Genomic DNA, 26,826 nt, shown 5'->3' with positions numbered 1-26,826 from the left:
GCGGGAAGACCCGACGATGAGCAACGAAACTCCGGAGTGGAATCCGAACGATCTGTCGCTCGAACCACTCGATCAGAACGCCCGAAACACCGGGCCGTACGACGAGGACTTCGACTACGCGGAGGCGTTCGCGTCGCTCGACCTCGACGAAGTGAAAGCCGACATCGAGGACGTGCTCACGACCTCCCAGGACTGGTGGCCCGCCGACTACGGCCATTACGGCCCCCTTATCATCCGGATGGCGTGGCACAGCGCGGGGACGTACCGGACCGGCGACGGTCGCGGCGGCGCGGCCGGCGGCACCCAGCGGTTCGACCCGCTGAACAGCTGGCCGGACAACGCAAACCTCGATAAGGCCCGACGCCTCCTCTGGCCGGTCAAACAGAAGTACGGACGCAACCTCTCGTGGGCTGACCTCCTCGTCCTCTCGGGGAACGTCGCGATGGAATCGATGGGCTTCGAGACGTTCGGCTTCGGCGGCGGCCGCGAGGACGACTTCGAGCCCGACGCGGGCGTCGACTGGGGTCCCGAGGAGGAGATGATGGCGGACAAACGCCACGACGAGGAGGGCAACCTCATCGGCGATCTCGCCGCCGATCACATGGGACTTATTTACGTGAATCCGGAGGGTCCAGGCGGTGAGCCTGATCCGCTCGAATCGGCGAAATACATCCGGCAGTCGTTCGACCGCATGGCGATGAACGACGAGGAGACCGTCGCGCTGTGTGCGGGCGGGCATACGTTCGGCAAGGTCCACGGCGCGGCCTCCGACGACCACCTCGGCGCGGAGCCCGGCAAGGCCCCGATCGAACAGCAAGGGCTCGGCTGGGAGAGCGACTACGGCGAGGGGAAGGGCGCGGACACGATCACGAGCGGGATCGAAGGCCCGTGGACCCAGTCGCCGACCAGCTGGGACCTTGATTACGTGAACAACCTACTTGAGTACGAGTGGGAGGTCCACGAGGGTCCCGGCGGCGCGTGGCAGTGGCGGCCGAAGGACGGCGAACTCGAAGGATCCGCGGAACACGCACACGACCCCGACGGGAGCGCCACCCCGATGATGTTGACGACGGACGTCGCGCTCAAGCGGGACCCCGACTACCGCGAGGTGCTCGAACGCTTCCAGGAGAACCCGATGGAGTTCGGCCAGGCGTTCGCGAAGGCGTGGTACAAGCTCATCCACCGCGACATGGGCCCACAGGAGCGGCTCGTCGGCCCCGAAGTCCCGGACGAGCCGATGATCTGGCAGGACCCCATCCCCGAGGTGGACCACGAGCTCGTCGGCGACGAGGAGGTCGCGGAGCTGAAGGCGATGCTCTTGGAATCCGACCTCACCGTCACCCAGCTCGCAAAGACCGCGTGGGCGGCCGCATCGACCTACCGCGACAGCGACAAACGCGGCGGCGTCAACGGCGCTCGCATCCGGCTCAAACCCCACCGCGACTGGGAGGTCAACGAGCCCGAGGAGCTCGATGTCACCCTCGAGACGCTCTCTGCGATCCGCGAGGAGTTCAACGCGTCCCGCGAGGACGACGTTCGGGTCTCGCTCGCCGACCTGATCGTCATCGGCGGCAACGCGGCGGTCGAGCAGGCGGCGGAGGACGCCGGCTACGACGTGGAGGTTCCCTTCGAGCCGGGTCGCACCGACGCCAGCCAGGAGCAGACGGACGTCGAGTCGTTCCAGGCGCTGCGCCCGGACGCCGACGGCTTCCGGAACTACTACACGGGCGTCGATCCGATGAACCGCTCGCCAGAGGAGCTGCTGGTCGACAAAGCCGACCTGCTCGACCTCTCGCCGGCGGAAATGACGGCGCTCGTGGGCGGACTGCGGACGCTCGATGTCACCTACGGCGACTCCGGCCGCGGCGTCTTCACCGACGAGCCGGGAACGCTCTCGAACGACTTCTTCGAGACCGTCCTCGACATGCGCTACGAGTGGGAGGCCGTCGACGACGAGAACCTTCACTTCGCGGTGGTCGACCGAGAGACTGGCGAGGAGGTCTATGAGGCCTCACGCGTCGATCTGGTCTTCGGCTCGAACCACCGCCTCCGCGCGCTCGCGGAGGTCTACGCGGCCGAGGACGGCGAGGAGCAACTCGTCGAGGACTTCGTCGACACCTGGCACAAGGTGATGACGCTCGACCGGTTCGACCTCAAGTAGGCCGGTCGTCACCGCTCGATTTCTTTTTATTTAGCTCAGGGGACGCAGCGTGCGCTCCCGAACTCGATCGTCCGGTTATACCCCCCCACTGAGCTGGCGACGGGGCCATTTATAAAACCTCCACGGCGGGCGGCGCGCTCCGGTGAGCGCCCGGAGGGCGCGAAACCGAGCGCGAGGGAGGCACGGCGGGCGGCGAGCGAGCGGAAACCGCTCGCCGCCCGCCTGCCGAGGCTGGGGAGGTGTGAGGTTGCGGTGCGAATGCGGTGCGAATGCGGTGCGAATGCGGTGCGGGTGCGGTGCGAATGCGGTGCGAATGCGGTGCGGGTGCGGTGCGGGTGTGGCAGCGGTCGAGCCTCGCTCGTCGTGCCACCGTATGCCCCCGATCACCGTTTCTACTTATAAATAGCCAGCCGGCCACTCATGGCCGCTTATAAACAACCCGAGCGAACAACCGCCCGATTCACCCTGCTCAGCGATCGGCTGTTTCAGATACCGACACGTCCGTGAATAGCTCAGAGCTGCCCCGATCGCTCAGCGCTCGGTCTCCGTCAACACAGCGCCGTGTACGGATTCCTCGACGACATCGCGGAGCCGCTCGCGGATACGATGGCTCGTTCGGGCGTCGATTTGAACCTCAAGCAGGCGTGATCCGGCTGCCTCCTGTGCCTCACGAAACGCGGTTGCGACCCTCTCTACGGCGGGATCGCGCGTCTCGATCGGCCGCAGGTCCACACACTCATAAGTGAGCCCGTGGAGGTCCGCAAGCGGCTCGAACTCGATCCCGTGCGGCGTCTTGAACTGCGCCGTGAACGCCGGTTCGAACGACTCGATCGGGAGCTTATGAAAGATCCCGCCGCCGTCGTTGTTGATGACGACGACCGTGGCGTCGACGCCACACCGATCGATCGCGAGCAACCCGTTCGAATCGTGATAGAGCGCGAGGTCACCGAGGACGAGCGTGAGGTCGTCCGTCGTCGCCGAGCCGGCACCGAGCGCGCTGGAGACGATGCCGTCGATCCCGCTCACGCCGCGGTTCCCGAGCGCCGTCACGCTCGTCGTCGACGGCGGCGCGAACCGGTCGAGGTCGCGGACGGGCATCGAATTGGAGACGAAAAGCGTCGCCGGGTCGGGAAGCGCATCGACGACGACACGGAGGATGTCGCCCTCGTGGACGCCGTCGGGAGCCATCCCGCTATCGAGGTGTTCGACATCGTCGCCCGAATGCACCGCCCGGGCGACCCGGTCGGCCTCGATCCACCGTTCGCGCCACGCTGAATCGGCCGAGCGGTTGACAACCCCTGCGAGCCGCTGGCAGAGGCGGTTCGGCTCGACCACGACGAGGTCGGTCGCCGCGAACTCCGCCTCCCGCCACCGACCAGCCGGATCGACGACGTACTCGTCCGCACCCGTCGCCGCGAGGTACTTCCGAAGCCGTTTCGAGGTCGGTGACGCGCCCAGTCGGAGGACGACCTCGGGGTCGGCCCATGACGGGTGACTCGCGGCCGCCGCCGAGAGATAGGCGTCGTACGCGCCGATCACGGGCGCGACGCGGACGTGCCCGCCGTACCGGAGGTTCGAGAGCGGATCCGCGAGGATCGGATAGCCCGTCGCGTGTGCGAGCGCGACGACGGCCTCCGGATCGAGCCCCGGAGGGTCCGCCGGCCCGGCGACGATCAGCCCCCGATCGGCTGAAAGCGCGCCCGCGAGCGTCCGGATGTCGTCCCCGGCCGGTTCCGTCATCCCCCGAACCGCCTCGACATACGCGCCGTCGCGACCGTGTGCCGCGAAGGGGTCGAGATCCGTCGGCACGTCGCCCTCGACGGGGGTCGGCTCCAGCGGCTTTGAAAACGGGACGTTGAGGTGGACCGGCCCGGGCTCGACACCCTCGGCGGCGACGAGCGCGCGTGCGACGGTCGTTCGAACCGACCGGAGTGCCCGGTCGTTCGCGGCCGGCTCGGGGAGGTCTTTATAAAGCCGGACGGCGTCGCCGTAGAGCTTCTCCTGATCGGCCGTCTGGTTCGCCCCGGAGTCGCGAAGCTCCGGGGGCCGGTCGGCGGTGAGCGCGAGCATCGGGACGCGGGCGTTGTCGGCCTCCATGACGGCGGGGTGGTAGTTTGCGGCGGCGGTTCCCGAGGTACAGATGAGCGGGGTCACCCGGCCGGTTCGTCTGGCGCGGCCGAGCGCGAAGAACGCCCCGGACCGCTCATCGAGCGCCGAAAAGACGTGGAGGTCGTCGTCGCGCGCGGCGGCCATCGTGAGCGGCGTCGAGCGGCTTCCTGGGGAGATGACGACGGCCGTGACGCCCGCGGCGACGAGCTCGTCGATGATCGCGGTCGCCCACAGCGTGTTCCGGTTGGGCGCGGTCATTACGGCCACTTCGATGTCGCGATTTAAATACCCATTCGAGTCGTCGGGGGCGATTCGGATCGCATCCCGATGGGTACGACGAGCGCGTTCTGCAACGCTTATACACGCCGAACGACTCCGATCGACTATGAGCGAAGACGACGCCGTCGAGGTCGAGCCGACAGCGGAGTCCGAGGACGGGTCCTCCGAGGACGACGTCGATCCCGAGGGCAACGGACACGCAGGCGGCGAGGAAACCGACGAGGCTGCGGGCGAGGAGCTCGCCGAATCCGAGACGACCCTCGCCGCGCAGGTCGCGGAACACGACGAGGACCTCGCCGCGGAGGTCGCGGCGCTCGAATCCGATCTCGCGGAGACGGAGGCCGAGGCGGTCGCGCTCGAGGCCGAAGTGGAGGAGCTCACGAGCAAGCTCGCTCGGGTCCGCGCCGACTTTAAGAACTACAAGGAGCGCGCAAAGCGCAAGCGCGAGGAGATCCGCGAGCGGGCCTCCGAGGCGCTCGTCGAGCGGATCACGCCCGTCCGCAACGACCTCCTCCGTGCGCTCGATCAGGACGGTGACAGCGACATCCGCCCCGGCGTCGCCTCGACGCTGGAGAAGTTCGACGAGGTGCTCGCCGAGGAGGGCGTCGAGCCCATCGAACCGGAGCCGGGCGATGAGGTCGATCCCGCACGCCATCAGGTGATGCTTCGCGTCGAAAGCGAGCAGCCCGAGGGGACCGTTCACGAGGTGTACGAGCCGGGCTACGAGATGGGCGATCGGATCATCAGCGAGGCACAGGTCACCGTCAGTAAGGGTTCCGCGGACGACTAGTTCGCGACAGCACGGGCCACGGTCGCCGGGGGTTTAACACGGTACACGGAGATCGGTCCACATGGCAGACGATGACCGACGCGGTGCGGCGTTTTCGGAGGGATTCGTCGTCCCCATCGCCGGACTGTTGTCGCTGCTTTTCGCGCTGATGGCCGGCATCACGCTCGGAAACGCGATCGGCGGCGCACCGAGCGACTACGCGTTGCCGGTCACGTTCGGCATCGTGAGTATCCTCGCGTTTCGTCTCCGACAACGTGTCCGTGCAGCCAGAGAGACGAGCGAGAAGTAGCCGATCTGGAGGGGTTCGATTACCCGTTTCGGGCGGCCTGCTGCTCGCGGGCCATCTCCAACGAGATGAAAAAGCCGAAGTACGCGGGGATCCCCGCGAGCATGAACAGATAGAAGGCCCACTGCGGGGCGCTCGTGAACACGAAATCGAACAGGAACGACACCAGCGCGACCCACGCGACGGCGAAGATCAGGTCGTGGACCATCCCGGTCCGATTTTCGCGGACGTGGTCGATGACGCGCTCTTTGATGCTCATTGTGCTCGGATATCGAAGGGAGGGAAAGCGGCTACCTTAGTCTTTCCCCGCCCGTCACTCCTTTTCGGCTCGGTAGTCGACCACGAGTACTGGGACGTGTGTCGATCGAAGCGTTCGCTCAGTGACGCTGCCTAACAGCGCACGTCGCACGCCGGCACGTCCGTGACTGCCCATCACGACGAGGTCGATGTCGTTCTCGCGTGCGTAATCGGCGATGACGTTGTGGGGCTGTCCGCCGGCGTGACGCTCGACGAATTCGAGGCCGGCGGCTTCGGCCCGTTCACGAACGTAGCCGGTCGCCGCCTCGGCGTCCTCGCGCAGCTCGGTCATCTCCGGGAACCGTCCTTGGCGGATCCGATCGACCTGCTCGGTGCCGAGCGCGTAGTGGACGGCGTCGGTGTCCGCCACGAAGAGCGCATGTACCTCGGCGTCAAACTGTTTCGCGAGGACCATCGCGTGATCCACCGCGTTCTCCGCCACGTCGCTACCGTCCGTCGGGATCAGGATCCGTTTGTACATCGTCTCACTCATTGTCAGTCATCTGCGGGCGTTTCCCCGTTCTTTTCGCGGACGACCGCCGCCGCGGTCTTGTCACGCGGCATCGGCTCCGGGCTGTGACACTGGCGCACCATCATCTTCGTCCGCTCCGGCGGCTCGTCGGTGACGTACGAGACGAAGATGGTGATGAGCATGACGATCGGCATCCCGATCAAGCCGGAGCCGATCGCGGGCATCCACGTGGCGATCACCTCGATCCCCCAGCCGCTCCCGAAGTGTCCCTCGTTGAACATCGGAATAAGCCAGATGATCAGTCCGCTGGTCATCCCGGCGAGCGCACCCTGCCGGTTGGTGTTCTCCCACCAGAGTCCGAGGAAGAACATCGGGAACAACACGATTGCGGCGAGCGAGAACGCGAACGAAACGAGCGCCGCGATCGGTGCCGTCGGGTCAAGCGAGAAGATGATGGTGAGCACGCCGAGCGCAACGATGCTCAGGCGGCCGACCAACACCTGCTGACGCTGTGTCGCGTCCTCGTTGATGATGTTCGCGTAGATGTCGTGTGCGATCGCCGACGACCCAGCGATGAAGAGTCCGGCGGTCGTTGCCACGGCGGCGGCGATCCCGCCGGCAGCGACGAATCCGACCAGCCATTCCGGCAGTCCCGACAGCTGGGCGGCGAGCACGACGATCACGTCGGCTGCGGCGTCCGTCATACCCGGATCCCCGTATGGGTCGGCGATGTTCTGGGCGTACAGATCGGTGCCGAACGCAGCGAACGCGGGCGCGGAGAGGTACAGTACACAGATGAAAAACAGCCCCCACGTACACGACCAGCGGGCGGTGCGCTCGTTGTCGACGGTGTAAAACCGGACCAACACGTGTGGAAGCCCGCACGTTCCGAACACGAGGCTGAAACAGGTCGCGACCCAGAGGTAGTAGCTCCCGCCCGCGAACGGATCGGAGAATTCCGCTCCGAGTTCGCTTATCAACATCCCGTATTCGATCTGTGGGAGGATCGTCGAATAGCCGGACGTCCAGCCGGTGACGGACAGCCCCACGAGGAACGCGACGATGAGGATGATGTACTGCAGCGCCATGTTCTTGGTCGCACCGAGCATTCCCGAGAGGGCGAGATAGGAGATGGTGACGATCATAAACAGCACCATCATCGCCTGGTACGCGTCGAGGCCGGGAATGGTGACCACGTTGTTGAGGTCGCCGAGGATGTACATCCCGACCAACCCCATTCCGACCGCCTGTCCGAGCGCGTAGACGAACGCGAGGAGGAAGGTCGTGATGGCCGCGAGCGCACGCGCGCCGTCCGAGTTGAATCGATCCCCGACGAAATCCGGTGCGGTGTACTTCCCGAACCGGCGCATCTGGGCGGCCATGAAGATCAACAACACGAAGTAGCCGGTCGTCCAGCCGACGACGAACGCCAGCCCGTAGACGCCCGAGAGCGCGATAACTGCCGCCATGCCGAGATATGAGGCGGCGGACATCCAGTTCGCCCCGATCGCCATGCCGTTTTCGACGTTGCCGATCGAGCGGCCGGCGACCCACATATCGTCGGTGTCGGCCACCTTGAAGATGAACCCGATCGCCAGAAACAGCAGCATCATCGAGACGACGATGATACCGGGGACGAGTTTGAACGAGATGTCGAGCCCCTCGGGGAGCAGATCGTCGGTCTGTAACAGGACCGCTACGCCGCTCATTCGTCGGTTCCTCCGTCAGCCGCGGCGGCCGCTGCACGCTCGTCCGCCGGTTCGGTCGTTACCTGCTCGATACCGTACTTTTCGTCGATCTCGTCCCGCTTTTTGGCGTACCACACCGACAATATCAGCGCGGAAGACGGGGCGACGATGGCGATGAGGAAGTAGTGCAACGGGAACTCGAGTATCGGCATCGGCGTCGTCATCAGATCCGGGGCGATCCGTGTCGCGGTGATCGGGCCGAACGTGGTGACTACCCAGATCCCAAAGCCGATCCAGATCACCCGAAGGTGATCGCGCATAAACGGCGTCGCGGGCTTCAGGAGATTGATCTCGACGTCCAGATAGTCGATTTCGCGTTCGATCTCGACGTCGCTTCGTCCGCCGTCGGCACGAACTCGTTGGGGTGTCGATTCGTCTTGTGGCTCTGTGTCCGTCATGGATGCGTCGTGCGTGTGTTTATCTCGCATATTCGTGGCCGTCCGGGTTCCGTATTCGGTCTCGTCGATTCGGTGGTCACACGGGAGCCGTACCCGATCTCGTCGATGCGATGCTCGAAAGACGGGGTCGTCGCCTATCCCTGCACCTGTTTCTGGATGTCCTCCACGATCTCGGGGTTACGAAGCGTGCTCGTGTTCCCGAGTTCGTCGCCGTCGGCGATGTTCTCGAGCAGTCGACGCATGATCTTCCCCGAGCGCGTCTTCGGCAGATCGGGCGTGAAGACGACCTGTTCGGGGCGGGCGATCGGGCCGATCGCCTCCTCCACGCCGGCGATGATGCGTTCGCGGAGTTCGTCACCGCCCTCGTAGCCGTCTTCGGTGATGACGTACGCGTAGACGGCCTCGCCTTTGAGGTCGTGGTCGCCGCCGACGACGGCTGCCTCCGCAACCCCTTCGACGCCGACGATGGCCGATTCGATCTCCATCGTTCCGAGCCGATGCCCGGAGACGTTGATCACGTCGTCGACACGACCGAGGACGGTGATGTAGCCGTCCTCGTCGATCTTCGCGCCGTCCTCCGGGAAGTATACCCAGTCATCGGGATCGTCGCTCTCGGTATCGGAGTACTCCGCCCAGTACTCCCGGATGTACCGCTCGTCGTTCCGATAGAGGGTGCGCAACATCCCCGGCCACGGCTTCTGGACCGTGAGGTAGCCGGCCTGTCCGGCGTCGACCTCCTCACCTGTGGCGTCAACGATCCGCACGTCGACGCCCGGCAACGGCGGCCCAGCGGCACCCGGCTTCATATCCTTGATCCCCGGCAACGTCGTGACCATCATCCCGCCAGTCTCCGTCTGCCACCACGTGTCGACGATGGGGCACTCCTCGTTGCCGATGTGCGTGTAATACCACTTCCACGCGCGCGGGTTGATCGGCTCCCCGACCGTTCCGAGCAGCCGCAGCGAGGAGAGGTCGTAACCTTCGGGGTACGTCGTGCCCCACTTCATGAACGCCCGGATGGCCGTCGGGGCGGTGTACAGCTGGGTCGCGTCGTACTCGTCGATGATCTCCCAGAGCCGGTCACGGTCGGGATAGTCCGGGGTTCCCTCGTACATCATCGTCGTGGTTCCGAGCGCGAGCGGCCCGTAGACGATGTATGAGTGACCCGTGATCCAGCCGATATCGGCCGCACAGAAGTAGGTGTCCTCGGGTTTCACGTCGAGAACCGCCTGTGAGGTCCACGACGCCCACGAGAGGTAGCCGCCGGTGGTGTGTTTGACGCCTTTGGGTTGGCCCGTCGTCCCCGAGGTGTACATGAGAAACAGCATGTCCTCGGCGTCCCGGACGACCGGGTCGACCTCGGCGCCCGCGTTGTCCTCGACGAGCGCCCCGTAGTCGTACTGATCGTCGGTCAGGTCGTGGCCGAAGTCGTCGTCGTTGGCGCCCAAGCGGTCGACGACCACGGTCGACGTCTCGTGTTCGACCGCATCCAGCCCCTCGTTCGCTTTGTCGAGGTGGTCGAGCGGATCGCCGCGGCGATAGTAGCCGTCACAGGTGACGAGGTACTCGGAATCGGCGGCGTTCATCCGGGTCGCAAGCGCCTCCGCGGAGAAGCCCGCGAAGACGACGCTGTGAGGCGCGCCGATCCGCGCACACGCCAACATCGCGATCGGCAGCTCCGGGATCATCGGCATATACATCGTGACGATGTCGTCCTCGCCGACACCGAGCTCGCGGAGCGCCGCGGCAAACTCGTTTACTTCCCGGTGTAACTCGGCGTAGGTGAACGACCGGTTCGCCTCCTCGACGGGCTCGCCGATCCACTCGATGGCGACCTCATCGCCACGATCGTCGAGATGTCGATCGAGACAGTTCGCGGACGCGTTGAGTTTTCCCTCGGTGAACCACTCGTAAAACGGCGGGTTCGAGTCGTCCAACACCTGCTCATACGGGGACTCCCACTCGAGCAGGTCGGCCGCAGCCTCCCAGCACTCCGGCCAATTCTCCTCGAACTCATCATAGATATCGGGATCGGAGACGTTCGCGCCTTCCATGAACGATTCCGACGGTTCGAACACATCGCCTTCAGCAAGTCTCGCCTCCAGTTGGCCGTCACCTTCTTCCATGGCGTATCAGTGAATATGAAGCATCCCATATAAAAGATCAGGATGGATGTAAGCGAGCAGGGTGGAGGTGGTCGAGAGCGGTACAGACGAGGGAGGCATTGTAACCGAGCTCCAACACCCGAGTCAGCCGGTGACACGTCCGGTCAGCCGTCGATCTGGAACTCACGGAACACCTCACCCGTAGGGGTGACGAGTCGACCGAGCAGCCCGTCACCGCCACCGGCGTCATCGATCGGATCGAGCTCCGCATGGGCCGCGCGGTTGCCGCGAGGCTGTGCGTGACTGCCGGGATTGAGCAGCGGCAGCGACGTCGTGGCGTCGAACCGAGGCTTGTGGCTATGGCCATAGATCACGGCGTCGGCGTCGCGCTCGCGACCGAACATCACGAGACCGGTGTCCCCGCCGCGATGTCGATGGGTGACGGCGAACCGGACGCCCGCATACTCGACGGTTCTCGCCTTCGGGACGCGATCGCGGATCGCCGCGTCGTCGTTGTTGCCGTAGACTGCCCGAAGCGTCGTCGCCTCCACCTCGAAGGCATCGAGCACGGGCTCTCGATAGAAGTCACCGACGTGAACGACCAGATCCGCTTCCCGAACGGCGGCGAGGGTTCGTCCACGCAGTCGGTGAGTTTCGCTGCTGTGCGTATCGGAGACGACGACGAGCATATCCGATACACCGTCGGCGATACATATAATTCACGGCCCCGCCGAAACGGAGCGGACGCGAACGTCCACGCGAAACATATTCAATTTGATAATAAACAAGACCTAGTTTATTTAACAGTCATAGAACGGTGAACTCGATCATGGTTTAATAATACTCGATCGGAATCGTATCCAATAGCTGACACTCGAGAATTCGTTCCGTCGCTCATTTTCGCATTACGTCGATTAACCGCCCATATCGGCCCAATAAGATAGTTCTAACGCAGGTTCAGATAAGAATCCCGTGTGCAAAAACACGAATGAGAAGAGAATATATATTCAGGGATTGGAAACGATATGAGATCGCGTTCGTTGTGGCGGAGGCAGTAATAAACTATTTATACATTTCATTATTTTAGTATAACAGAATATATAATATTAGCCGGATCCACCACGCGGGGTGGAACCCGCTGCCTGCAGCCGGTACAGGAATCAAAGAAATTACATTCATACGTTTGTAATTGTTTTGAGATCGGGTGAAAATGCAAGTTCTCGGATCGTCCAGTGACACATCGTTTCGAATCGCGGGATGCGGTTCGATCCGACGATCCCAACGACCGGTCCAGATCGTCGAAAACGCCGACATCACACGATGAACCGTCCGAAAGAGGCCGAGTTCGGGACTCAAAAGCGTCTCGTGGGCTAGAGCTGTTCTACATTACGGGATGAAAGTCACCGATCGGGGCCGTCAGCGATATTTCAGGTTCAATTCGATCTCGTTGACCGCACCGAGCAGGAGCACCGGGATCTCCTCACGAAAGTAGGCACCGGTCAGTCGGTTTGCGGGCCCGGAGACACTGATCGCGCCGAGCACGCGTCCGTCGGGACAGGCGACCGGCACGCCGACGGCCCGCAACCCCGTCGTCGACTCCTCATCATTAAACGCGTATCCGCGCTCGCGGACCGCCGCGAGCTCCTCTCGAACCCGACGCGCACCGAGCGACGCGTCATCGGACACCTCCGTGATGAGCGCCTCCCGTCGTTCGACCGGGAGGTGCGCGAGGATGGCCTTCCCGGCGGCGCTTACGTGTAGCGGCCCGCGTTTTCCGACTGCGGCATCCGTGCGGACGGCATTAGGGCCGGCGTGCGTATAGGCGTAGACCCGCTCACCGTGCTCCTCGATGACGAACTGTGCCCGCTCACCCGTTTCATCACACAGTTGTTCGACCTTGCGTTCGATCATCTCCCGTGCGGGAAGTTCATATACCGTCCGGCCGCCGAAGGTGAGAAATCGAAGGCTCAGCCGGTATCGGTCATCCTCACGGGTCACGTACCGACGGTCGTGAAGGGTCGTGAGGTGGCGGTGAGCGGTGCTTTTACCGATCCCGAGGGCGTCAGCGACCTCTCCGATCGTCGCCGAACGCTCCCGATGGATGTACTCAATGACGTCCAACGCCGTCTCGACGGACTTCACCCGCGTTCGGTCGCTCCCGTCTGTCATAGGTGAGTGTCGCCATCGGCACGCATAAGTGTCCCGCATCGCGGGACGTCTAAAGCTCAGTCGCGTCGGTAGTAACCGGTCCCGTCCATCAGCCGGCGCTGGGTCCGGTAGACCGTCACGGATCCGACCGTTTCGGCGTCGGCGTCGACCGTCGCGGTCGCAGCCATCGTTCCCTTGGGATGCCCGAGCGTTACGGTCTCACCGGAGAGTTCGGCGACCTCGTTCGGGATCGTTCCCGGCAACTGGGCGGCCGCCGCCGTACACGAAACGCCGGTGACCGCGTAGACGGGATGAAGCTTCTGCATGCTCATATATCGCGCCGTCAGGTTGATCTCCGCCGCGTCGACATCGCCGCCTTCCGGCGTCGTGTAGTCGGTCGGGGGGGCGACGAAGACGAGCTTCGGATAGCCAGGGGTCTCGATACGGGCGCGTTCCGGCTCATCGACCATGCCGAGTTCGGCGGCGACGATTCCCCGCAGCGTCTCAAGTCGCTCCAAGAGTTCCTCGTTGCCGTCGATCTCCGCACGCCCCTCGGTCGCCGTCAAGCCGAGGTCGGCCGCGCGAACGAACGCGATGGGCGTCGTGACGTCGACGACGCTCGCCTCGATGGATCCGTCCTCGAACGGAATCTCGACGATCGGGCCTCCAAGCGGATAGAGTCCGTCCGTCACGGCCCCCGCCGGGTCGTGAAACGTCGTGTCGATCCGCGCCCCCGTACCCGGGACGCCGTGGACTTTGAACTCGCCGACGGTCGCCGCCCGACCATCCACGAGCGGCACGGTCTGGGTGATCGCCGCCTCGGTGTTGGTGTTGAACAGTTCAAGCGTCCGGCTTTCGGCATCGGGATCGACCTCGACCATGCCCTCATCTATCGCGAAGGAACCGATGGCACACGTGAGGTTACCACAGTTGCCGCCGTAGTCGATGACCGGTTCGTCGACCGCGACCTGTCCGAAGGTGTACTCGATGTCGATCCCCTCCCGATCGCTTTCGGAGACGATCATGAGCTTCGAGGTCGTCGAGGTGGCACCGCCGAGCCCGTCGATCTGGCGATCGTCAGGGCTGCCGAAAAGCGAGAGGATCGCGCCGTCAGGGTCCGTTGCCGGAAGATTCTCGCGAGGAATGAACACCCCTTTGCTCGTGCCACCACGGACGATCGCACAGTCGATCGCGTGCTGATCGCCAGTCATGCGTCGTTCCCCACCCCCGCAGGTACCATCCCCACGAACTCGGCGCTCTCCTCGGCGGCGATGCGGCCGAACACGGCACCGTTCGCGAGTCCCGTCCCGCCCGGATAGTTGTCATAAAAAAGGCCGCCCGTCGTGTTTCCGGCGACGTAGAGTCCGGGAATGGGTCGCCCGATCGTGTCCAGCGCGCGGGCCCGATCGTCGGTCGCGGCGCCCCCGAATCCGAAGGTGATGCCGCCGGTGACGCGATAGCCGTGGAACGGCGGTTCCTCGAGCGGGATCGCCCAGTTAGTCTTTTCCGGATCGAGCCCATGCGTCCGGTTTCCATCCAGCGAGTCGGGATCGAAGTCGTCGGGATCGGTCGCCTCGTTGAACGCCGCGACCGTTTCAGCGCCCGTCTCCGGCGACGCACAGCCCAGTTCGTCGAGGACCGCCGCCACGCTGTCGCCCGTCACCCAGTCGCCGGGGCCCGTTGCGCGCATATGTTCGGTGAGCGAGTCGTCGATGACGATGTATGCGACGTGGTTCGGCTCCTCGAAGATGATCCGACCGAGCTTCGCGTACGTGTGTGCCCGGGCGTCCTCGCCCTCGTCGAAGAACCGCTCGCCGCGGTCGTTGAGCAGCACGCCGTACTGATAGCCGTCGACGCGATTTGCCCCACCCTCGTAGTCGGGGGAGGCGCTGTCGATGAGCGCCATGTGTGCGCCACCCCACTGTCCGGTCGCGCGGCCGCCGGCGTCGAGCACCATGTCGATCCCCTCACCGGTGTTGTACCGGCTTCCGCGGACTTTTATCGCGTCGTAATCCGAGCCATAATATCGGGTCCGTTTCTCCTCGCTCGACTCGTATCCACCCGCAGCGACCACGACGGCGTCGGATCGGAACTCGACGTGGCCGTCGTCGGTGCGCGCGCGGACGCCGGCGACCTCGCCGTCATCGAACACGATCTCGCGCGCTTCGGTCCGGTACTGGAACGTCGCTCCCTCCGACTCGGCCGCCTCAACGAGCGCGCTTACGAGCTGGTCACCGTCGAAGAACGTCCGGGCGACGGTGTATCCCGAGTTGAGCGGCTCCATGTCCCACTCGACGCCATGCTCGGTGAGCCACTCGACCGTCCCACCGATCTCGTCGACGATGGTGCGAGCGAGGTCGGGGTCGGCTCGCCCGTTCGTCTGTTTCATGATGTCCGCATAGAAGTCCTCCGGCGTGTAGTCGTCGATGGCGAACTCGTAGCCATACTGTTCGAGGTCACAGTCGGTGGAGGCGACACGAAACGACTCGCTGTGCCAGGTGTGTCCGCCACGGTTTTCCTTCGGCGCTTTCTCAAGCACCGTCACGTCGAGTCCGAGCTCGACCGCCCGGTTGGCGGCGCTAAGCCCCGCGATACCACACCCTACCACGACCAGATCCTGATCGTCGATCACGTTCATTACACATGCATCTGAATAGGGCACGAGTATAGGCGTTTCGTCCCGAGACACACCTCGCTAAATGTGTCACACACGGAGGCTGCCGTCGTGCGAGGGTATTTATCCCAGGCCCGATCAGCACCCTCCATGCAAGCTGTTGTCATCGACGGGTTCGGATCCGCACGCATCAGCGACGTGGAGCGTCCGACCCCGAACCGAGGGGAAGTGCTGATCCGGGTCGAACGGGTTCAGTTGAGCGTCACCGAGTGTAGCCTCTATCGGGGAATGGAGGTCGCACACTACGATGCCGTTGCGGAGGCGATCAACGGAGCGGCCGACGGCACCCGGCTCTTCGGGCATGAGTTCGTCGGCGAGGTCATCGACCGTGGCGCTGCCGTCGAATCGCTCGCAGTCGGCGATCGGGTGTATGCACCGGGGAAGATCCACTGTGGAACCTGCAGCTACTGTCGGTCGGGGCATGCGAACGGGTGTGTGGACACCGTCGCCATCGGATACGACCGCCCCGGGGCGCTCGCGGAGTACCTCACACTGCCTGTCGAGCCGCTCCGGCGAGTTCCGGAGGGGGTCAGCGCCCCCGCCGCCGCCGCGCTCCAGCCGCTCGCCAGTTCGGTGCTCTGTATGGTCGACGCCGACATCGATCCCGGCGACGACGTCGCGGTGCTGGGTGCCGGCGTCATGGGATTTCAGTGCGGGGTGTTGGCACGACGCTTCGGCGCGGATCGCGTCTTCGCCGTCGACGTCAGGGACCGGCCGCTCGAGGTCGCCGCCGAATGCGGACTCGTCCCGATCGACGCACGGACGACCGATCCGGTCGCCGCGATGCGTGACCGGACCGATGGGCTCGGCGTCGACGTGGCGATTGAGGCGGTTGGCGGCGACCAATCGCACGGAACCGTGGGCGATGATCCGCTCGCACAGGCGTATCGGGCGGTCCGGGGCGGCGGCACGATCCTCCAGGTTGGTCACATCACGGGAGACCTCTCGGTCCGGCCCCGCTCGTTCCGATCGAAGTCGATCGACTGGGTCAACCCACGTAAGGGGGTCGCCGATTTGACGCCACGTACCGACACCGCAACGCTCGCCGCGCGGCTCGTGGCCGACGGCGACGTCCCGATCGATCGATACGTGACACACGAACTCGACGGACTGGACGCGTTCGAGCGCGCGGTCGAGATCACGCTCGCGAAGGACGAACACGACGCGTTGGGGCCGGCACAGATCGTGTTGTGATCAGCTAACGACTCGGCCGATCCCGTCCTCGACGACGATTTCGGTACCGAACGGTGCAGAGAGCGCCGCGAGGCGGGCGAGTATCGCCTCCGCACGGTCGTCCATTGGGATGGTCGCGTTTATTTCCACACTCCGCCATCGTCCGGCATGGTCACGGATGACTCCCGACTGCAACACGGGATAGACGGGCACCTGATCCGGGGCGGAACGAGCAAGGGATTTTTCACGTCGAGCGACGCGATCCCCACGGAGCCGGACGCGCGGGACGCGTTCGTGCTCGAACTGTTCGGCTCGCCTGACCCGCTGCAGGTCGACGGGCTCGGGGGCTCACACACCCACACGAGCAAGCTCATGCTCGTCGATCGGTCCGAGCGTGACGGCGTCGACCTGACCTACGAGTACGCACAGGTCGGGATCGAGCACGCGACGGTCGACTGGGACGGCAACTGTGGCAATCTCGCGAGCGCGGTCGGGGTGTACGGGATCCTTGAGGGGCTCGTCGAGCCGACGGAGCCGACGACGACCGTCCGGATCCACAGCGTGAACACCGACTCCACGCTCGAACAGGCGATGCCGGTCGTCGACGGTGAGCCGACCCCGTACGGCGACTGCCGGATCGACGGCGTTCCCGGCAGCGGCGCGCGGATCCCCACCCGCTACCTCCATCCGGGCGGGGGGATGCTCGGCGCGACGCTGCCGACCGGCAACGCCGTCGACGAGCTGTCCGTCGATGGCGAGACGTACCGCGTCTCCGTCGTCGACGCGACGAACGTGACGGTGTTTCTCGAGGCGTCGGATCTGGGCCTCGACGGGACCGAGTCGCCGGCGACGCTTGAGGCACGCGAGGGACTGCTCGAACGGCTCGAACGGATCCGCGGTGCGGCCTGCGTCGAACTCGGACTCGTCGACGAGCCCGCAGCCGCGAGCGAGGCGCGCCCGACCATGCCGTTTATCGCCGTCGTCGCCCCGCCACAGGGATACGAGACCACGGTCGGGGGATCGGTGGCGGCCGCCGACGTCGACGTGGTCGCGCGGATGGTGTCGACGGGACGTCCACACCACGCGTACGCCACCACCGGCGCGATGTGTCTCGCCGCGGCGACCCGGGTTCCGGAAACGATCCCAGCCACGGTCGCGCGTGGCACGGGCGACGCGGTGCGGATCGGCCACCCGAAGGGGACGATCCGGATCGGCGTCGAACGCGGCGACGGGGAGACGATCGCGTCCGTCTCCATCGATCGAACGGCTCGACTGCTGATGAGCGGCACCGCCTACGCCCGGGATCCCGACCGATTATAAACGACCCCGGACGGCCATGGGTAGATGGGTGACGCCCTGGTTGACGACGGGACGCCGAGAACGCAGATCACCACCGGAATGTAGCGACTGTGTTTATAAAACGAACCGCGACGATTGCGGGCGTGTCGAGAACGACGGCGGCTCCCTGCGTGACCAGTCATAAAGCCAGGCCGTTTAACGACCCCGAATCGGGGAGCTATTCGAAGAGGTCCGTTGCCAGTTCGCCGTTCTCCACGACCGTGCGTCCATCGAGGTCGACGGTCGGCCGCCTGAGAACCCCGTCGAGGTGGATATCGCTTTTAAGCGTCCCGCCGAGTGACTCGTTGTCGCCGATCGCGAAGTGGACCGTCCCCGCGAGCTTTTTGTCCTCGGCGAGGTTCCCGATGAGCTTTGCCTTCGGGTTCGTGCCGATGGCGAACTCCGCAAGGTTGCCGGCGTTCTCGTCGTTCTCCTCGATGATCCGACGGAGGTCGTCCGCCTGCTCTCCGCCGTCTACCGACGTGACGAAGCCGTCCTCGATTTCGAGGGAGATCGGCTCATCGAGCTGGCCGAGGTTGTCCATCGAGACGTCGACGACGATGGTGCCGTTTGCGGTCCCCTCGGCGGGATGGGTCGGCGACTCTCCCGGGGGAAGCGTCGCGAACCCGTAGTTCTCGTGGAAGTAGCCGTCGAGTGAAAACGCCGAGCACCCCTCGACGCTGAACGTCACGTCCGTGCCCTCCTCGCTCGTGACGTGAACGTCTGAGGCGGCATCGAGCACGTCTCGAACCGCTTCGGTTCGTCGTCGGAGCTCCTCGAAATCGACGCTCATCGCCCCCTCGACCATCATGTCCTCGGTGACGCTTCGAAGGATGCCGAAGCGCGTCCCGGCCTCCGCGGCCGCCAGGCGGGACCGCGTGTGGGTGATCGCGTGGCTCGTACAGGTAAACGCCACGTCCGCGGATTTCATCGCGGCGGCGACCGCCTCGGGCGGTTCGTTGCCGTGACTGTCGAGCAGCGGCATCGTCATCGTGATCGACTCACCGCCCACGGCCGCCGCCGCACGGGCGATGGCACGGCCGACGCGCTCCTTCCGCGCGTCGGCGATGATCAACACTTCCTCACCCGGCTGCACGTCGAGACACTCCTCGACGATGCCGCTTGCCGCCTCCGCCATCTCAACGTCTAACATGGTAACGTACACTGGCTCTTATCACGTTTACGCATAAAATCATCGATAATGAGAGTGCACGCTGGCTGACGTCCGGAGTCGGTGTGGACGGGGCGGCTCCACACGACCGGATCCGTTACAGGAACGTATTAGTACCCCGCTGTGTGTTTTCGGGACATGGACTCCGTTCAGGAGATGAAAGGCGCGAGTATCGTCGTCGAAACCTGTGCCGCCGTGAAGCCGGGTGAAGACGTATTAGTCGTTACCGACTGGGAGGTCGCTGACGTCGCCGAACGTGTCGCCGCCGCGGCGAACGAGCGTGATGCGAACGTGACGATGGCGATGATGGACCCACGGGAGTACGACGGTAACGAGCCGGAGGACACCGTCGCAGCGGCGATGATGGAGGCGGACGTGATCATCACGCCCGTACATCGGTCGATCACCCACTCGTCGGCGACGGCGGAGGCGAAAGAGAACGGGGCCCGCGTCATCAGCATGGTGAAGTTCACCGACGAGCAGCTCGTGAAGGGCGGGCTGTATGCCGACTACGAGGGGATGCGACCCCACTGTGAGGAAATGGCCCGGAAATTCACCGAGGCGAGCGAGGCACGGGTCACCTCCCCCCAAGGAACCGACGTCACCGTCGACCTCGAGGGACGGGACGGAAACGCGCACCCCGGGATCGCGGACGAGCCCGGCGAGTTCACGGCGCTCGTCCACATCGAGTCCAACATCGCACCGGTCGAGGGTGGCACGGACGGGACGGTCGTCTTCGACGGGGCGATCCCCAACCTCGATATCGGTGTGCTGAAGGAGCCGGTGACCATGGAGATCGAGGACGGCGCCGTCACCTCCGTCGACGGTGGCAAGGAGGCGGAGACGATCGAGCGCGTCTGGGCCGAACACGACGACCCCGCGGTGTACAATATCGCCCAGCTTGCGGTCGGTATGAACCCCGAATGTCCCGAGTTCAACGGCTGGTTCTCGAACGATCATGGCCGCTACGGCAACGTCCACTTCGGCATCGGCACCAGCAGCAACCTCGGCGGGACGACCCGTGCGCCGGTTCACTTCGACGCGATGATGGCGGAGCCGACCCTCGAACTCGACGGCGAAGTGGTCGTCGAGGACGGCGAGTTCACCTTCTTTTAAGTAGCATTGCGGCTGCGCGGCTCGTTTATTTATTTTATTCCGTCCCGGAGACGACGATCACCGTGTACCTATCCGAGAACGAGGACGAACCGCGCTGAAACGCCGCGGTGGGGACGCAGGGCAATCTACCCCGCGCGGCGATCGGCCAGCCATGGTTTAACGTACGGTCCGGCTAGCACCGCGATGATGAGGATAACGATAAGCAGCGAGAGCGGTCGGGTGACGAATATCAGGAACGATCCGTCCGAGAGCTGCAGCGATCGCATCAGGTTCTCCTCGGCGATCGGGCCGAGCACCACGCCGAGCACGAACGCGATGATCGAGTAGTCGTGTTTCACCATCATGTACCCGAGCACGCCGAGCCCGATGACGGTGAGTACATCGATCCAGTTCGTCCGAAGCGAGTAGCCACCGACCACCGAGAGAACGACGATCACGGGAATGATGACGTGAGTGTTGACCTGCGTGATCCGGCCCATTCGCGTGACGAGAAATACGCCCGCGAGAATGATGAACACGTTGCCGACCATCAATGCGAGGAGAAACGTGTAGGTCGTCGCCAACTCCTCACCGAACAGCTGCGGGCCCGGTCGCAGCCCGTGCATGAGCAGCCCGCCGAGCAGCACCGCCGTGGAGCCGCTGCCGGGGATCCCGAACGAGATGGTCGGAATGAGCGAACCACCGATCGTTCCGTTGTTCGACGACTCCGCCGAGATGACGCCCTCCGGATTCCCCTTTCCGAAGCTTTCCGAGTCCTTGCTCGCTCGCATCGCCTCGCCGTACGCGAAGAAGTTGGCAACGGTCGCACCCGCCCCGGGAATCGCGCCGATGAGCATCCCCATGTAGCCCGACTTCACGACCGTCACCGGATAGCGGAACGTCTCCCAGACGCCCTCGGTGACGCTGCCGGACATGTCGAGCTCCTCATCGGCGATCCCGCCCTCCTTCGCGGCGAGTTTGAGCATCTCCGCGATCGCGAACATCCCGATCAGCGCCGCGATGAAGTCCAACCCGTCGTATAACGCGAGCGACCCGAACGTGTAGCGAAGTTCGGGCGCGTTCGGTGCGATACCGATCGAGGTGAGCAACAGGCCAAACGTGCCCGCGGCGATCCCTTTCACCATCGACCCTTGAACGACGACGGTGATCATCGCGATACCGAACGCCGCCATGAGGAAGAACTCGGGCGAGCCGAACATCAACACGATCTCGATCAGGATCGGAGAGAACAGCACCAGCGTTAATACCGTAAAGAAGCCGGCGGTCGCCGACGCCGTCGCCGACATCGCGAGCGCCTTGACCGCGTTCCCCTGTTTGGTCATCTGATAGCCGTCAAGCGTCGTCGCTGCTGCCCCGCCAGTTCCCGGGACGTTGACTAAGATGGCGGATATCGAGCCGCCGTACATCGCGCCGCTGTACATGCTCACGAGCAGGACGATGGCGTTAACGGGCCCTAACGGGAGCGTGAGTGGGAGCACGATCGCCATACCCATCGCACTGCCCACCCCCGGCAGCGAGCCGGCGATCACGCCGAGGATGATTCCGACGACCACCCAGCCGAACGTCGGCCACGCGAAGAGGGTGAACGTCGCCTCGATGATTGCCTGTGTCGCGCTCACAGGACCCCCTCCGTGAGGAATATCTCGCCTCTATCGACCCGCAGTCCAAGCGCTTCGAAGAATCCAAAGCCGATGAGCAGTGATACGACGACCAATAGAAGAATGATCTTCCACGAGAGCCTGAACCAGAGCCCGTACACCGCCACAAAGATCGGACTCGCCCACATGATCCCGATCGCGTACGCCAGCAGTCCGAATCCAACGATGAGCGTCCCGACCATGAGCGAGTCGTGGATCGGCCGGTCGACGACCGAGATCTGTTCCTCGGTCTCTTCATCGTCCTCCTGCGCAGCGAAATCCTCGTCGACGTCGATGAGATCCGGTGAGTCGGCGACGACCGAGCGGAGCGGCTCAGGCAGGTACGATCGGAAGATGAGGAGGAGGGTCATGATCAACACGACCGATCCCATCATTCGAGGGAACGTCGCAGCGGGAGCAATTCCGAAGCGGAACGAGTCCCACAGCATGTACACCGACGAGACGAGCATCGTGAGGAGAACGATGTGCTCTAAGCTGATTCGCTCGATGACCCTGAGATACGTTTGCTGTACGTCCATATTCGATCACAATATTTAGAATCGGCGCAATAAAGGTGCCGACTCCTACCGTTACTCCGCCGCCGCTTCGCGAACCTCTTCGAGGTCGACGTTCTCCGGGATGATCTCGTAGGCGTCCTGGAGGACCTGATCCGCGAAGTCGCCGTCGCCGAACTCGACGACATTACCGGTGTCCTCGGACCACTCCTGGACCGCGTCGGTCGCGAGCGCTTCTTCAACCACATCGGCGATCACCTGCCGCCGATCCGCCGGCGTGTCCGGGGGCGCGTAGATGCCGCGGGTGAGGTTCGAGATGAAGTCGATGTTTTCGTAGCCGAGTTCGGTGATGTCTTCGAGGTCGGGGAACACATTGGTACCGCCGGCCTCCTCGCTTACGAGCGAGACGACGAGGTCGAGCGAGCCGTCCTCGACGCCGGCCTCCGACCCGGTGTCGGTCGCGATACACGCGGGAACCTCATCCGAAATGGTCGCTTGTACTGCGGGGCCGGTACCGTCGTAGCCGACGTAGGTGTCCCAGTTGAGGCCGTGAAGTTCCTGCATCAGCAGCGCCATCACGTGGTCGACGCCGCCCCGTTCCTTGCCGCTGAACACTTCGAGATCCCCGTCCTCGTACCGATCCATGAGGTCGTTGTATCCCTCGATCTCGTAATCGGAGTTCGCGACAATGACGAACGGTGTCCGGGCGTACGTACAGACGCCCTCCATGTCGGGGAGTTCGAAGTCCTGCGGGTTGACCATCTCGGACACGGGCGTCGACGGCGGGTTGAACGCGCAGAGCGTGTGCCCGTCGGGCTCCGAATTAAACGCCTCGCCGGTGCCCCGCAGCGATGCGGCACCGGAGATGTTCTCGATGGCGATGTTGACATCTAGCCGATCGTCCATCTCCGGTACCATCTGGCGAGCATAGGTGTCCGTTCCACCACCCTCGCCGAACGGGATGATGTACCGGATGTCCTGTGTGGGGAAGTCGTCCTCTCCAGTGTCGTCAGCCGCGTCGTCCGCTCCGGCGTCGTCAGCCGCGTCGTCGTCGTCGGCACATCCAGCCAGTCCGGCAATGCCGATGGTCGACGCTGCGCCGGTATATTTGATGAATCGCCGTCTGTTCGGTCCTTGCTTGTTGGTTTCACTTGACATTCCGGGTAGGGATCATCGCTCATTGTTAATATAATTTATGATCCTTCATCGTCTTTTGCGAATATACTACAATAATCTCACATGTGCCAAATGATGTGTGGAGGAAGGAACCATTATTTATCATACGATCAAATAGGGTCCACATCCCAAGAAGACGGTCACACGACGAGCGGCCAGTATAGATGCCACGACAGCACGACGGTAACGGCTCCGAGCAGCATCATCACGGCCCCAAAGCCGAACACCTCCCGTAACTCCAGTGGCCCCTTATCAAACGATAGGAGCACCGATGTGGTGTTGAACGGAAAAAACGTCGTGGAACCGACGACGATGAGCACCGACAGCGCGAGATACACCTGATTGACGCCGAGGACGGCACCGAACTCCATGATGATCGGAAGCGTCACCACGATCGCCGCTGACGCCGTCGAGAACCACACCCGGATAAAGACCGCCAGTCCGAGCAGCGTCCCCACGACAAACAGTGTACTCATTGCATCGAAAGGGATGAGCGTAATGAGGCTATCGACCACCAACTCGAGTGTGCCGGTTTCCTCCATCACCTCCAGGATGGAGAACATCGCCCCGATGAGAAAGAGGATCCCCCAGCTGACGTCGGCAACGAGTTCCCGATCGACGACGGCGACGCCCGGAAGCGCCAGCACGGCGACCGCGGCGACGGCCGGAACGATGGTCGGAACCCCGATGAACGAACCGATAATCCATGCAACTACCGCGCCGAGCATCACGAGACCCACGACGGTCTGATTACGTGTGAGCGGCTCCCGATCCTCCGTGATGGCGGCCGCCATTCCATCGCTGAGATCCTCGGAATCGACGGTCCGTTCCCCATCGATCGGATACAGCACCAGCGTCGCCAGCGTCGACGCCCAAAAGAGCAGAACCATCGGCGGGATCATGTAGATCGCCCACTCGACCCACGTCACCGTCCGCACCGAATCGTTGATCAGCTGTGAGGTGATGATCGCCATGCCGCCGCCGGTCATCAGCATCATCGATCCGATCGGGTTCACGTGGCCGAGAACCAGAAACGAGGCGTTCCGGAACGGGCCGTCACGGTCGAGCCCGTAGGCGTCGGTCATTTCGTTTACGATCGGGATGAACGTCACCGCCCGCGCGACCGCCGAGGGCATGAGAAGCGACAACGCCATGAGATGCGCGCCGAGCGATTTGACGGTCGATCGCGGCGTGCTACGCGTCGAGAGCATCCGACCCGCGGCGATCTCGGCGAGTCCGACCTTCGAGATCGCCCCACCCAGAAGCAACAATAAGAACAGAAAGAACACGAGTTCGGATGCGAAGCCACCGGCGGCCTCCCCGAACGTGTCCACGAGATCGAGCGCGTACAGCAACACGATCGCCGCCGTACTCGACACCGTGTAGGGAACGCTTTCGGTGAGCCACAGGATGAGCGTGAAGCCGAACACGGCGAGGACCAACTGCATCTCCCGTTCGAGTCCGCCGACAGGAGACGAAACGATCCCAGCGATCAACACTGCAGTAGAAGCCCAGATACCGATCCACTTCACCGAGAGCACCCATTGGAGCCCATCGATACGATCGGTCGAAATACCCATTGCTCCCCGTTCTCCTGACGACAATAAAACATCACGGGAACAAGCAGCAATGCCCGGACACCGCTTGGTGGAACTCGTCTCCAGCCACCGGCACGCGGTACCCCGGTGAGGAGTGGATACGCATCCGTTCCGAGCGTCGGACAGGGGAGAAACGTGTCGACGCGACGCCGGTGAAAGGTATAAACCGTGACGGCGCACATACGCAGCCACAATGACCATCGTCGCAGCGGTCGATCGAGACGAACGGGACAGTAAAGCGGTGAAACAGGGCATCGCGCTCGCGGAAGCCTTCGACGAGCCGCTCCACGTGGTCCACGTGATCAGCCAGTCCGAATTCCGGGAGATCGAGCAATCGAGCGTCGACCGTTCCGGAAAGACGGTCCCGATGGACGAAATTCGCGAGCGCGCACGCGAGGAGGCGGAGAAAGTCGCTGCGGAAACGGCGGAGGCCTACGAGGCGAAGGGGCTCGTCGGGGATCCGGCCGACGAGATCATCGATTATGCGGACCGTGTGGAGGCCCGCTACATCTGTGTCGGCGGCCGCCGGCGCTCGGTGGTCGGGAAGGCGCTGTTCGGAAGCGTGACCCAGGACGTGCTCTTGGGCACGGAGCGTCCGGTCGTCACCACGATGCGTGACGGTGACGACGCGTGAGCGGTGACCGCCCGACCGCACTCGTCGACCAAGACGTCAAGCCGCGTGCAGTCCTTGAACAGGGGGTTGAAGGTCTCCTCGATCTCGAGGTCGGCGTCGAGCCGACGGAGGAGGCGCTCATCGCGGCGCTCGAAGGGAAGGAGATCCTCTACACGACGTCACGGCTTCCGGTCAACCGCGAAGTGTTGGAGGCCGTTGAGTCGCTCCGGCTGGTCGCGAAGATCGGCACCGGCCTCGACACCATAGATCTCACGGCCGCGGCCGAACAGGACGTGACCGTCGTGTACACCCCGGGGATGAACGCGCGTTCCGTGGCCGAGCATGCGCTCACGCTGCTTTTGTGCGTCAAGCGTAACGTCCTCGTCGGCCAGCGGGCGCTGGAGGCGGGCAAGTGGCGAGATGAGGTACCGAACGCGACGCCCGTCGCAGGTACGTCGGTCGGGATCGTCGGGTTCGGAAACGTCGGGTCCCGCCTCGCGGGCCTCCTGGACGGATTCAACGTGGACGTGTACGCGTACGATCCGTACGTCCACGACATCGACACCCAGATAACGGGCGCAGAGTTGACCGACCTCGAAACGACGCTGTCGGAGCCGGAGGCCGTCGTCGTCACCGCGGAACACACCGCAGAGACGCGTGGGATGATCGATGCGGACGCGTTCGCGACGATGCGGGACGACGCCGTCCTCGTCAACACCGCCCGCGGCCCGATCGTCGATACCGATTCGCTGGTCGATGCCCTGCGTGAGGGACGGCTGGCCGGGGCCGGACTCGACGTCTTTGAAACGGAACCGCTTCCCCCCGACTCCCCGTTGCACGGGTTCGAGAACGTGGTGACGACACCGCATATCGCGGCGTCGTCGATCCGGGCACGCGCCGCGATCATTCACACACTTGTCGACTGTACGGCCCGGTTTCTCGACGGTGAGGTTCCGCCGGACCGGTTTCTCGCGCCGACGCCGCCGACTGATCGGTGATGCCGCCAACTGACCGGTGACGCG

At 64.0% G+C, this 26,826-nt stretch carries 23 protein-coding genes; 8 read left to right on the top strand and 15 right to left on the bottom strand.

What is annotated here, in order from left to right:
• Positions 1-16: 16 nt before the first annotated feature.
• Entirely contained in the window at positions 17-2,161 is a 2,145-nt protein-coding gene (gene katG / locus CHB65_RS08990; RefSeq protein WP_089384729.1) for a catalase/peroxidase HPI, read from the top strand.
• A gap of 531 nt (positions 2,162-2,692) precedes the next feature.
• On the opposite strand, the gene menD is transcribed toward katG, so the two are convergent.
• Positions 2,693-4,528 carry a 2-succinyl-5-enolpyruvyl-6-hydroxy-3-cyclohexene-1-carboxylic-acid synthase gene (gene menD / locus CHB65_RS08985; RefSeq protein WP_089384728.1) on the bottom strand — a complete coding sequence of 612 codons (1,836 nt, stop codon included), beginning with the start codon at positions 4,526-4,528 and terminating at the stop codon, positions 2,693-2,695.
• A gap of 127 nt (positions 4,529-4,655) precedes the next feature.
• On the opposite strand from menD, the gene CHB65_RS08980 reads away from it, so the two are divergent.
• Together CHB65_RS08980 and CHB65_RS08975 are read left to right on the top strand one after the other, a co-directional pair.
• Positions 4,656-5,339 (top strand): nucleotide exchange factor GrpE, encoded by a 684-nt coding sequence (locus tag CHB65_RS08980; RefSeq protein ID WP_089384727.1) that lies wholly within the window; start codon positions 4,656-4,658, stop codon positions 5,337-5,339.
• A 61-nt stretch (positions 5,340-5,400) separates the two neighbouring features.
• Positions 5,401-5,628 (top strand): hypothetical protein, encoded by a 228-nt coding sequence (locus CHB65_RS08975; protein ID WP_089384726.1) that lies wholly within the window; start codon positions 5,401-5,403, stop codon positions 5,626-5,628.
• Positions 5,629-5,647: 19 nt separating this feature from the next.
• On the opposite strand, the gene CHB65_RS08970 is transcribed toward CHB65_RS08975, so the two are convergent.
• The 9 genes from CHB65_RS08970 to tcuA all read right to left on the bottom strand — a co-directional run bounded on the left by CHB65_RS08970 (position 5,648) and on the right by tcuA (position 15,431).
• Positions 5,648-5,884, bottom strand: a complete 237-nt coding sequence (locus CHB65_RS08970; RefSeq protein ID WP_089384725.1) for a hypothetical protein — start codon at positions 5,882-5,884, stop codon at positions 5,648-5,650.
• Between the two features lie 54 nt (positions 5,885-5,938).
• On the bottom strand, positions 5,939-6,403 hold the full coding sequence (locus CHB65_RS08965) for a universal stress protein (RefSeq protein WP_089384826.1): 465 nt from the start codon (positions 6,401-6,403) through the stop codon (positions 5,939-5,941).
• A gap of 14 nt (positions 6,404-6,417) precedes the next feature.
• On the bottom strand, positions 6,418-8,103 hold the full coding sequence (locus CHB65_RS08960) for a sodium:solute symporter family transporter (RefSeq protein ID WP_089384724.1): 1,686 nt from the start codon (positions 8,101-8,103) through the stop codon (positions 6,418-6,420).
• A complete protein-coding gene (locus CHB65_RS08955; protein ID WP_089384723.1) occupies positions 8,100-8,540 on the bottom strand; it encodes a DUF4212 domain-containing protein in 441 nt (146 codons plus the stop codon). Before CHB65_RS08955 ends, CHB65_RS08960 begins: the two co-directional genes overlap by 4 nt.
• A 134-nt stretch (positions 8,541-8,674) precedes the next feature.
• Positions 8,675-10,666, bottom strand: a complete 1,992-nt coding sequence (acs, locus tag CHB65_RS08950; protein WP_089384722.1) for an acetate--CoA ligase — start codon at positions 10,664-10,666, stop codon at positions 8,675-8,677.
• Positions 10,667-10,809: 143 nt separating this feature from the next.
• The gene (locus CHB65_RS08945) at positions 10,810-11,334 is read right to left on the bottom strand and encodes a metallophosphoesterase (protein WP_089384721.1); all 525 of its coding nucleotides are present in this window, start codon (positions 11,332-11,334) and stop codon (positions 10,810-10,812) included.
• A 727-nt stretch (positions 11,335-12,061) separates the two neighbouring features.
• Positions 12,062-12,814, bottom strand: a complete 753-nt coding sequence (locus CHB65_RS08940) for an IclR family transcriptional regulator (protein ID WP_089384720.1) — start codon at positions 12,812-12,814, stop codon at positions 12,062-12,064.
• 56 nt (positions 12,815-12,870) lie between these two features.
• Positions 12,871-14,004, bottom strand: coding sequence for a PrpF domain-containing protein (locus tag CHB65_RS08935; protein WP_089384719.1), 1,134 nt, complete (start codon positions 14,002-14,004; stop codon positions 12,871-12,873).
• Positions 14,001-15,431: an FAD-dependent tricarballylate dehydrogenase TcuA gene (gene tcuA, locus CHB65_RS08930; RefSeq protein ID WP_089384718.1), complete on the bottom strand. Its 1,431-nt coding sequence runs from the start codon at positions 15,429-15,431 to the stop codon at positions 14,001-14,003. The genes CHB65_RS08935 and tcuA overlap by 4 nt, the downstream gene beginning before the upstream one ends.
• Before the next feature lie 126 nt (positions 15,432-15,557).
• Here tcuA and CHB65_RS08925 point away from each other — a divergent pair, with 126 nt between their 5' ends.
• Together CHB65_RS08925 and CHB65_RS08920 are read left to right on the top strand one after the other, a co-directional pair.
• Entirely contained in the window at positions 15,558-16,661 is a 1,104-nt protein-coding gene (locus tag CHB65_RS08925) for a zinc-dependent alcohol dehydrogenase (protein WP_089384717.1), read from the top strand.
• 147 nt (positions 16,662-16,808) lie between these two features.
• Complete coding sequence (locus tag CHB65_RS08920; protein ID WP_089384716.1) at positions 16,809-17,960, top strand: PrpF domain-containing protein; 1,152 nt, start codon at positions 16,809-16,811, stop codon at positions 17,958-17,960.
• A gap of 196 nt (positions 17,961-18,156) precedes the next feature.
• On the opposite strand, the gene CHB65_RS08915 is transcribed toward CHB65_RS08920, so the two are convergent.
• The gene (locus CHB65_RS08915; RefSeq protein ID WP_089384715.1) at positions 18,157-19,131 is read right to left on the bottom strand and encodes an aminopeptidase; all 975 of its coding nucleotides are present in this window, start codon (positions 19,129-19,131) and stop codon (positions 18,157-18,159) included.
• 156 nt (positions 19,132-19,287) lie between these two features.
• Between CHB65_RS08915 and CHB65_RS08910 the strand changes: the two genes are divergently transcribed.
• Complete coding sequence (locus CHB65_RS08910) at positions 19,288-20,265, top strand: aminopeptidase (protein ID WP_089384714.1); 978 nt, start codon at positions 19,288-19,290, stop codon at positions 20,263-20,265.
• Positions 20,266-20,390: 125 nt separating this feature from the next.
• On the opposite strand, the gene CHB65_RS08905 is transcribed toward CHB65_RS08910, so the two are convergent.
• The 4 genes from CHB65_RS08905 to CHB65_RS08890 form a co-directional block, all read right to left on the bottom strand.
• The gene (locus CHB65_RS08905) at positions 20,391-21,884 is read right to left on the bottom strand and encodes a tripartite tricarboxylate transporter permease (RefSeq protein WP_245809945.1); all 1,494 of its coding nucleotides are present in this window, start codon (positions 21,882-21,884) and stop codon (positions 20,391-20,393) included.
• Positions 21,881-22,441, bottom strand: coding sequence for a tripartite tricarboxylate transporter TctB family protein (locus CHB65_RS08900; RefSeq protein WP_089384713.1), 561 nt, complete (start codon positions 22,439-22,441; stop codon positions 21,881-21,883). The genes CHB65_RS08905 and CHB65_RS08900 overlap by 4 nt, the downstream gene beginning before the upstream one ends.
• Positions 22,442-22,492: 51 nt before the next feature.
• A complete protein-coding gene (locus CHB65_RS08895; protein ID WP_218818932.1) occupies positions 22,493-23,575 on the bottom strand; it encodes a Bug family tripartite tricarboxylate transporter substrate binding protein in 1,083 nt (360 codons plus the stop codon).
• Positions 23,576-23,733: 158 nt separating this feature from the next.
• Complete coding sequence (locus CHB65_RS08890) at positions 23,734-25,173, bottom strand: SLC13 family permease (protein ID WP_089384712.1); 1,440 nt, start codon at positions 25,171-25,173, stop codon at positions 23,734-23,736.
• A 211-nt stretch (positions 25,174-25,384) separates the two neighbouring features.
• On the opposite strand from CHB65_RS08890, the gene CHB65_RS08885 reads away from it, so the two are divergent.
• Both CHB65_RS08885 and CHB65_RS08880 read left to right on the top strand, forming a co-directional pair.
• Positions 25,385-25,825: a universal stress protein gene (locus tag CHB65_RS08885; RefSeq protein ID WP_089384711.1), complete on the top strand. Its 441-nt coding sequence runs from the start codon at positions 25,385-25,387 to the stop codon at positions 25,823-25,825.
• A complete protein-coding gene (locus CHB65_RS08880) occupies positions 25,822-26,802 on the top strand; it encodes an NAD(P)-dependent oxidoreductase (protein ID WP_089384710.1) in 981 nt (326 codons plus the stop codon). The genes CHB65_RS08885 and CHB65_RS08880 overlap by 4 nt, the downstream gene beginning before the upstream one ends.
• The last annotated feature ends 24 nt before the right edge of the window (positions 26,803-26,826 follow it).

It is taken from the genome of Halorubrum vacuolatum (assembly GCF_900188065.1).
Classification (GTDB): domain Archaea; phylum Halobacteriota; class Halobacteria; order Halobacteriales; family Haloferacaceae; genus Halorubrum; species Halorubrum vacuolatum.
The sequence above is the reverse complement of the archived record's forward strand: the minus strand, read 5'-3'. Positions and strand labels throughout refer to the sequence as shown.

What these genes read in the sequence shown, in the direction of transcription:
- CHB65_RS08925 (WP_089384717.1), top strand. Translation starts at nt 15,558, where the DNA reads ATGCAAGCTGTTGTCATCGACGGGTTCGGATCCGCACGCATCAGCGAC.
- CHB65_RS08895 (WP_218818932.1), bottom strand. Translation starts at nt 23,575, where the DNA reads ATGTCAAGTGAAACCAACAAGCAAGGACCGAACAGACGGCGATTCATC.
- CHB65_RS08940 (WP_089384720.1), bottom strand. Translation starts at nt 12,814, where the DNA reads ATGACAGACGGGAGCGACCGAACGCGGGTGAAGTCCGTCGAGACGGCG.
- CHB65_RS08915 (WP_089384715.1), bottom strand. Translation starts at nt 19,131, where the DNA reads ATGTTAGACGTTGAGATGGCGGAGGCGGCAAGCGGCATCGTCGAGGAG.
- CHB65_RS08960 (WP_089384724.1), bottom strand. Translation starts at nt 8,103, where the DNA reads ATGAGCGGCGTAGCGGTCCTGTTACAGACCGACGATCTGCTCCCCGAG.
- CHB65_RS08885 (WP_089384711.1), top strand. Translation starts at nt 25,385, where the DNA reads ATGACCATCGTCGCAGCGGTCGATCGAGACGAACGGGACAGTAAAGCG.
- CHB65_RS08970 (WP_089384725.1), bottom strand. Translation starts at nt 5,884, where the DNA reads ATGAGCATCAAAGAGCGCGTCATCGACCACGTCCGCGAAAATCGGACC.
- katG (WP_089384729.1), top strand. Translation starts at nt 17, where the DNA reads ATGAGCAACGAAACTCCGGAGTGGAATCCGAACGATCTGTCGCTCGAA.
- CHB65_RS08920 (WP_089384716.1), top strand. Translation starts at nt 16,809, where the DNA reads ATGGTCACGGATGACTCCCGACTGCAACACGGGATAGACGGGCACCTG.
- CHB65_RS08965 (WP_089384826.1), bottom strand. Translation starts at nt 6,403, where the DNA reads ATGTACAAACGGATCCTGATCCCGACGGACGGTAGCGACGTGGCGGAG.
- menD (WP_089384728.1), bottom strand. Translation starts at nt 4,528, where the DNA reads ATGACCGCGCCCAACCGGAACACGCTGTGGGCGACCGCGATCATCGAC.
- CHB65_RS08935 (WP_089384719.1), bottom strand. Translation starts at nt 14,004, where the DNA reads ATGACTGGCGATCAGCACGCGATCGACTGTGCGATCGTCCGTGGTGGC.
- acs (WP_089384722.1), bottom strand. Translation starts at nt 10,666, where the DNA reads ATGGAAGAAGGTGACGGCCAACTGGAGGCGAGACTTGCTGAAGGCGAT.
- CHB65_RS08910 (WP_089384714.1), top strand. Translation starts at nt 19,288, where the DNA reads ATGGACTCCGTTCAGGAGATGAAAGGCGCGAGTATCGTCGTCGAAACC.
- CHB65_RS08980 (WP_089384727.1), top strand. Translation starts at nt 4,656, where the DNA reads ATGAGCGAAGACGACGCCGTCGAGGTCGAGCCGACAGCGGAGTCCGAG.
- CHB65_RS08955 (WP_089384723.1), bottom strand. Translation starts at nt 8,540, where the DNA reads ATGACGGACACAGAGCCACAAGACGAATCGACACCCCAACGAGTTCGT.
- CHB65_RS08975 (WP_089384726.1), top strand. Translation starts at nt 5,401, where the DNA reads ATGGCAGACGATGACCGACGCGGTGCGGCGTTTTCGGAGGGATTCGTC.
- CHB65_RS08900 (WP_089384713.1), bottom strand. Translation starts at nt 22,441, where the DNA reads ATGGACGTACAGCAAACGTATCTCAGGGTCATCGAGCGAATCAGCTTA.
- CHB65_RS08890 (WP_089384712.1), bottom strand. Translation starts at nt 25,173, where the DNA reads ATGGGTATTTCGACCGATCGTATCGATGGGCTCCAATGGGTGCTCTCG.
- CHB65_RS08945 (WP_089384721.1), bottom strand. Translation starts at nt 11,334, where the DNA reads ATGCTCGTCGTCGTCTCCGATACGCACAGCAGCGAAACTCACCGACTG.
- tcuA (WP_089384718.1), bottom strand. Translation starts at nt 15,431, where the DNA reads ATGAACGTGATCGACGATCAGGATCTGGTCGTGGTAGGGTGTGGTATC.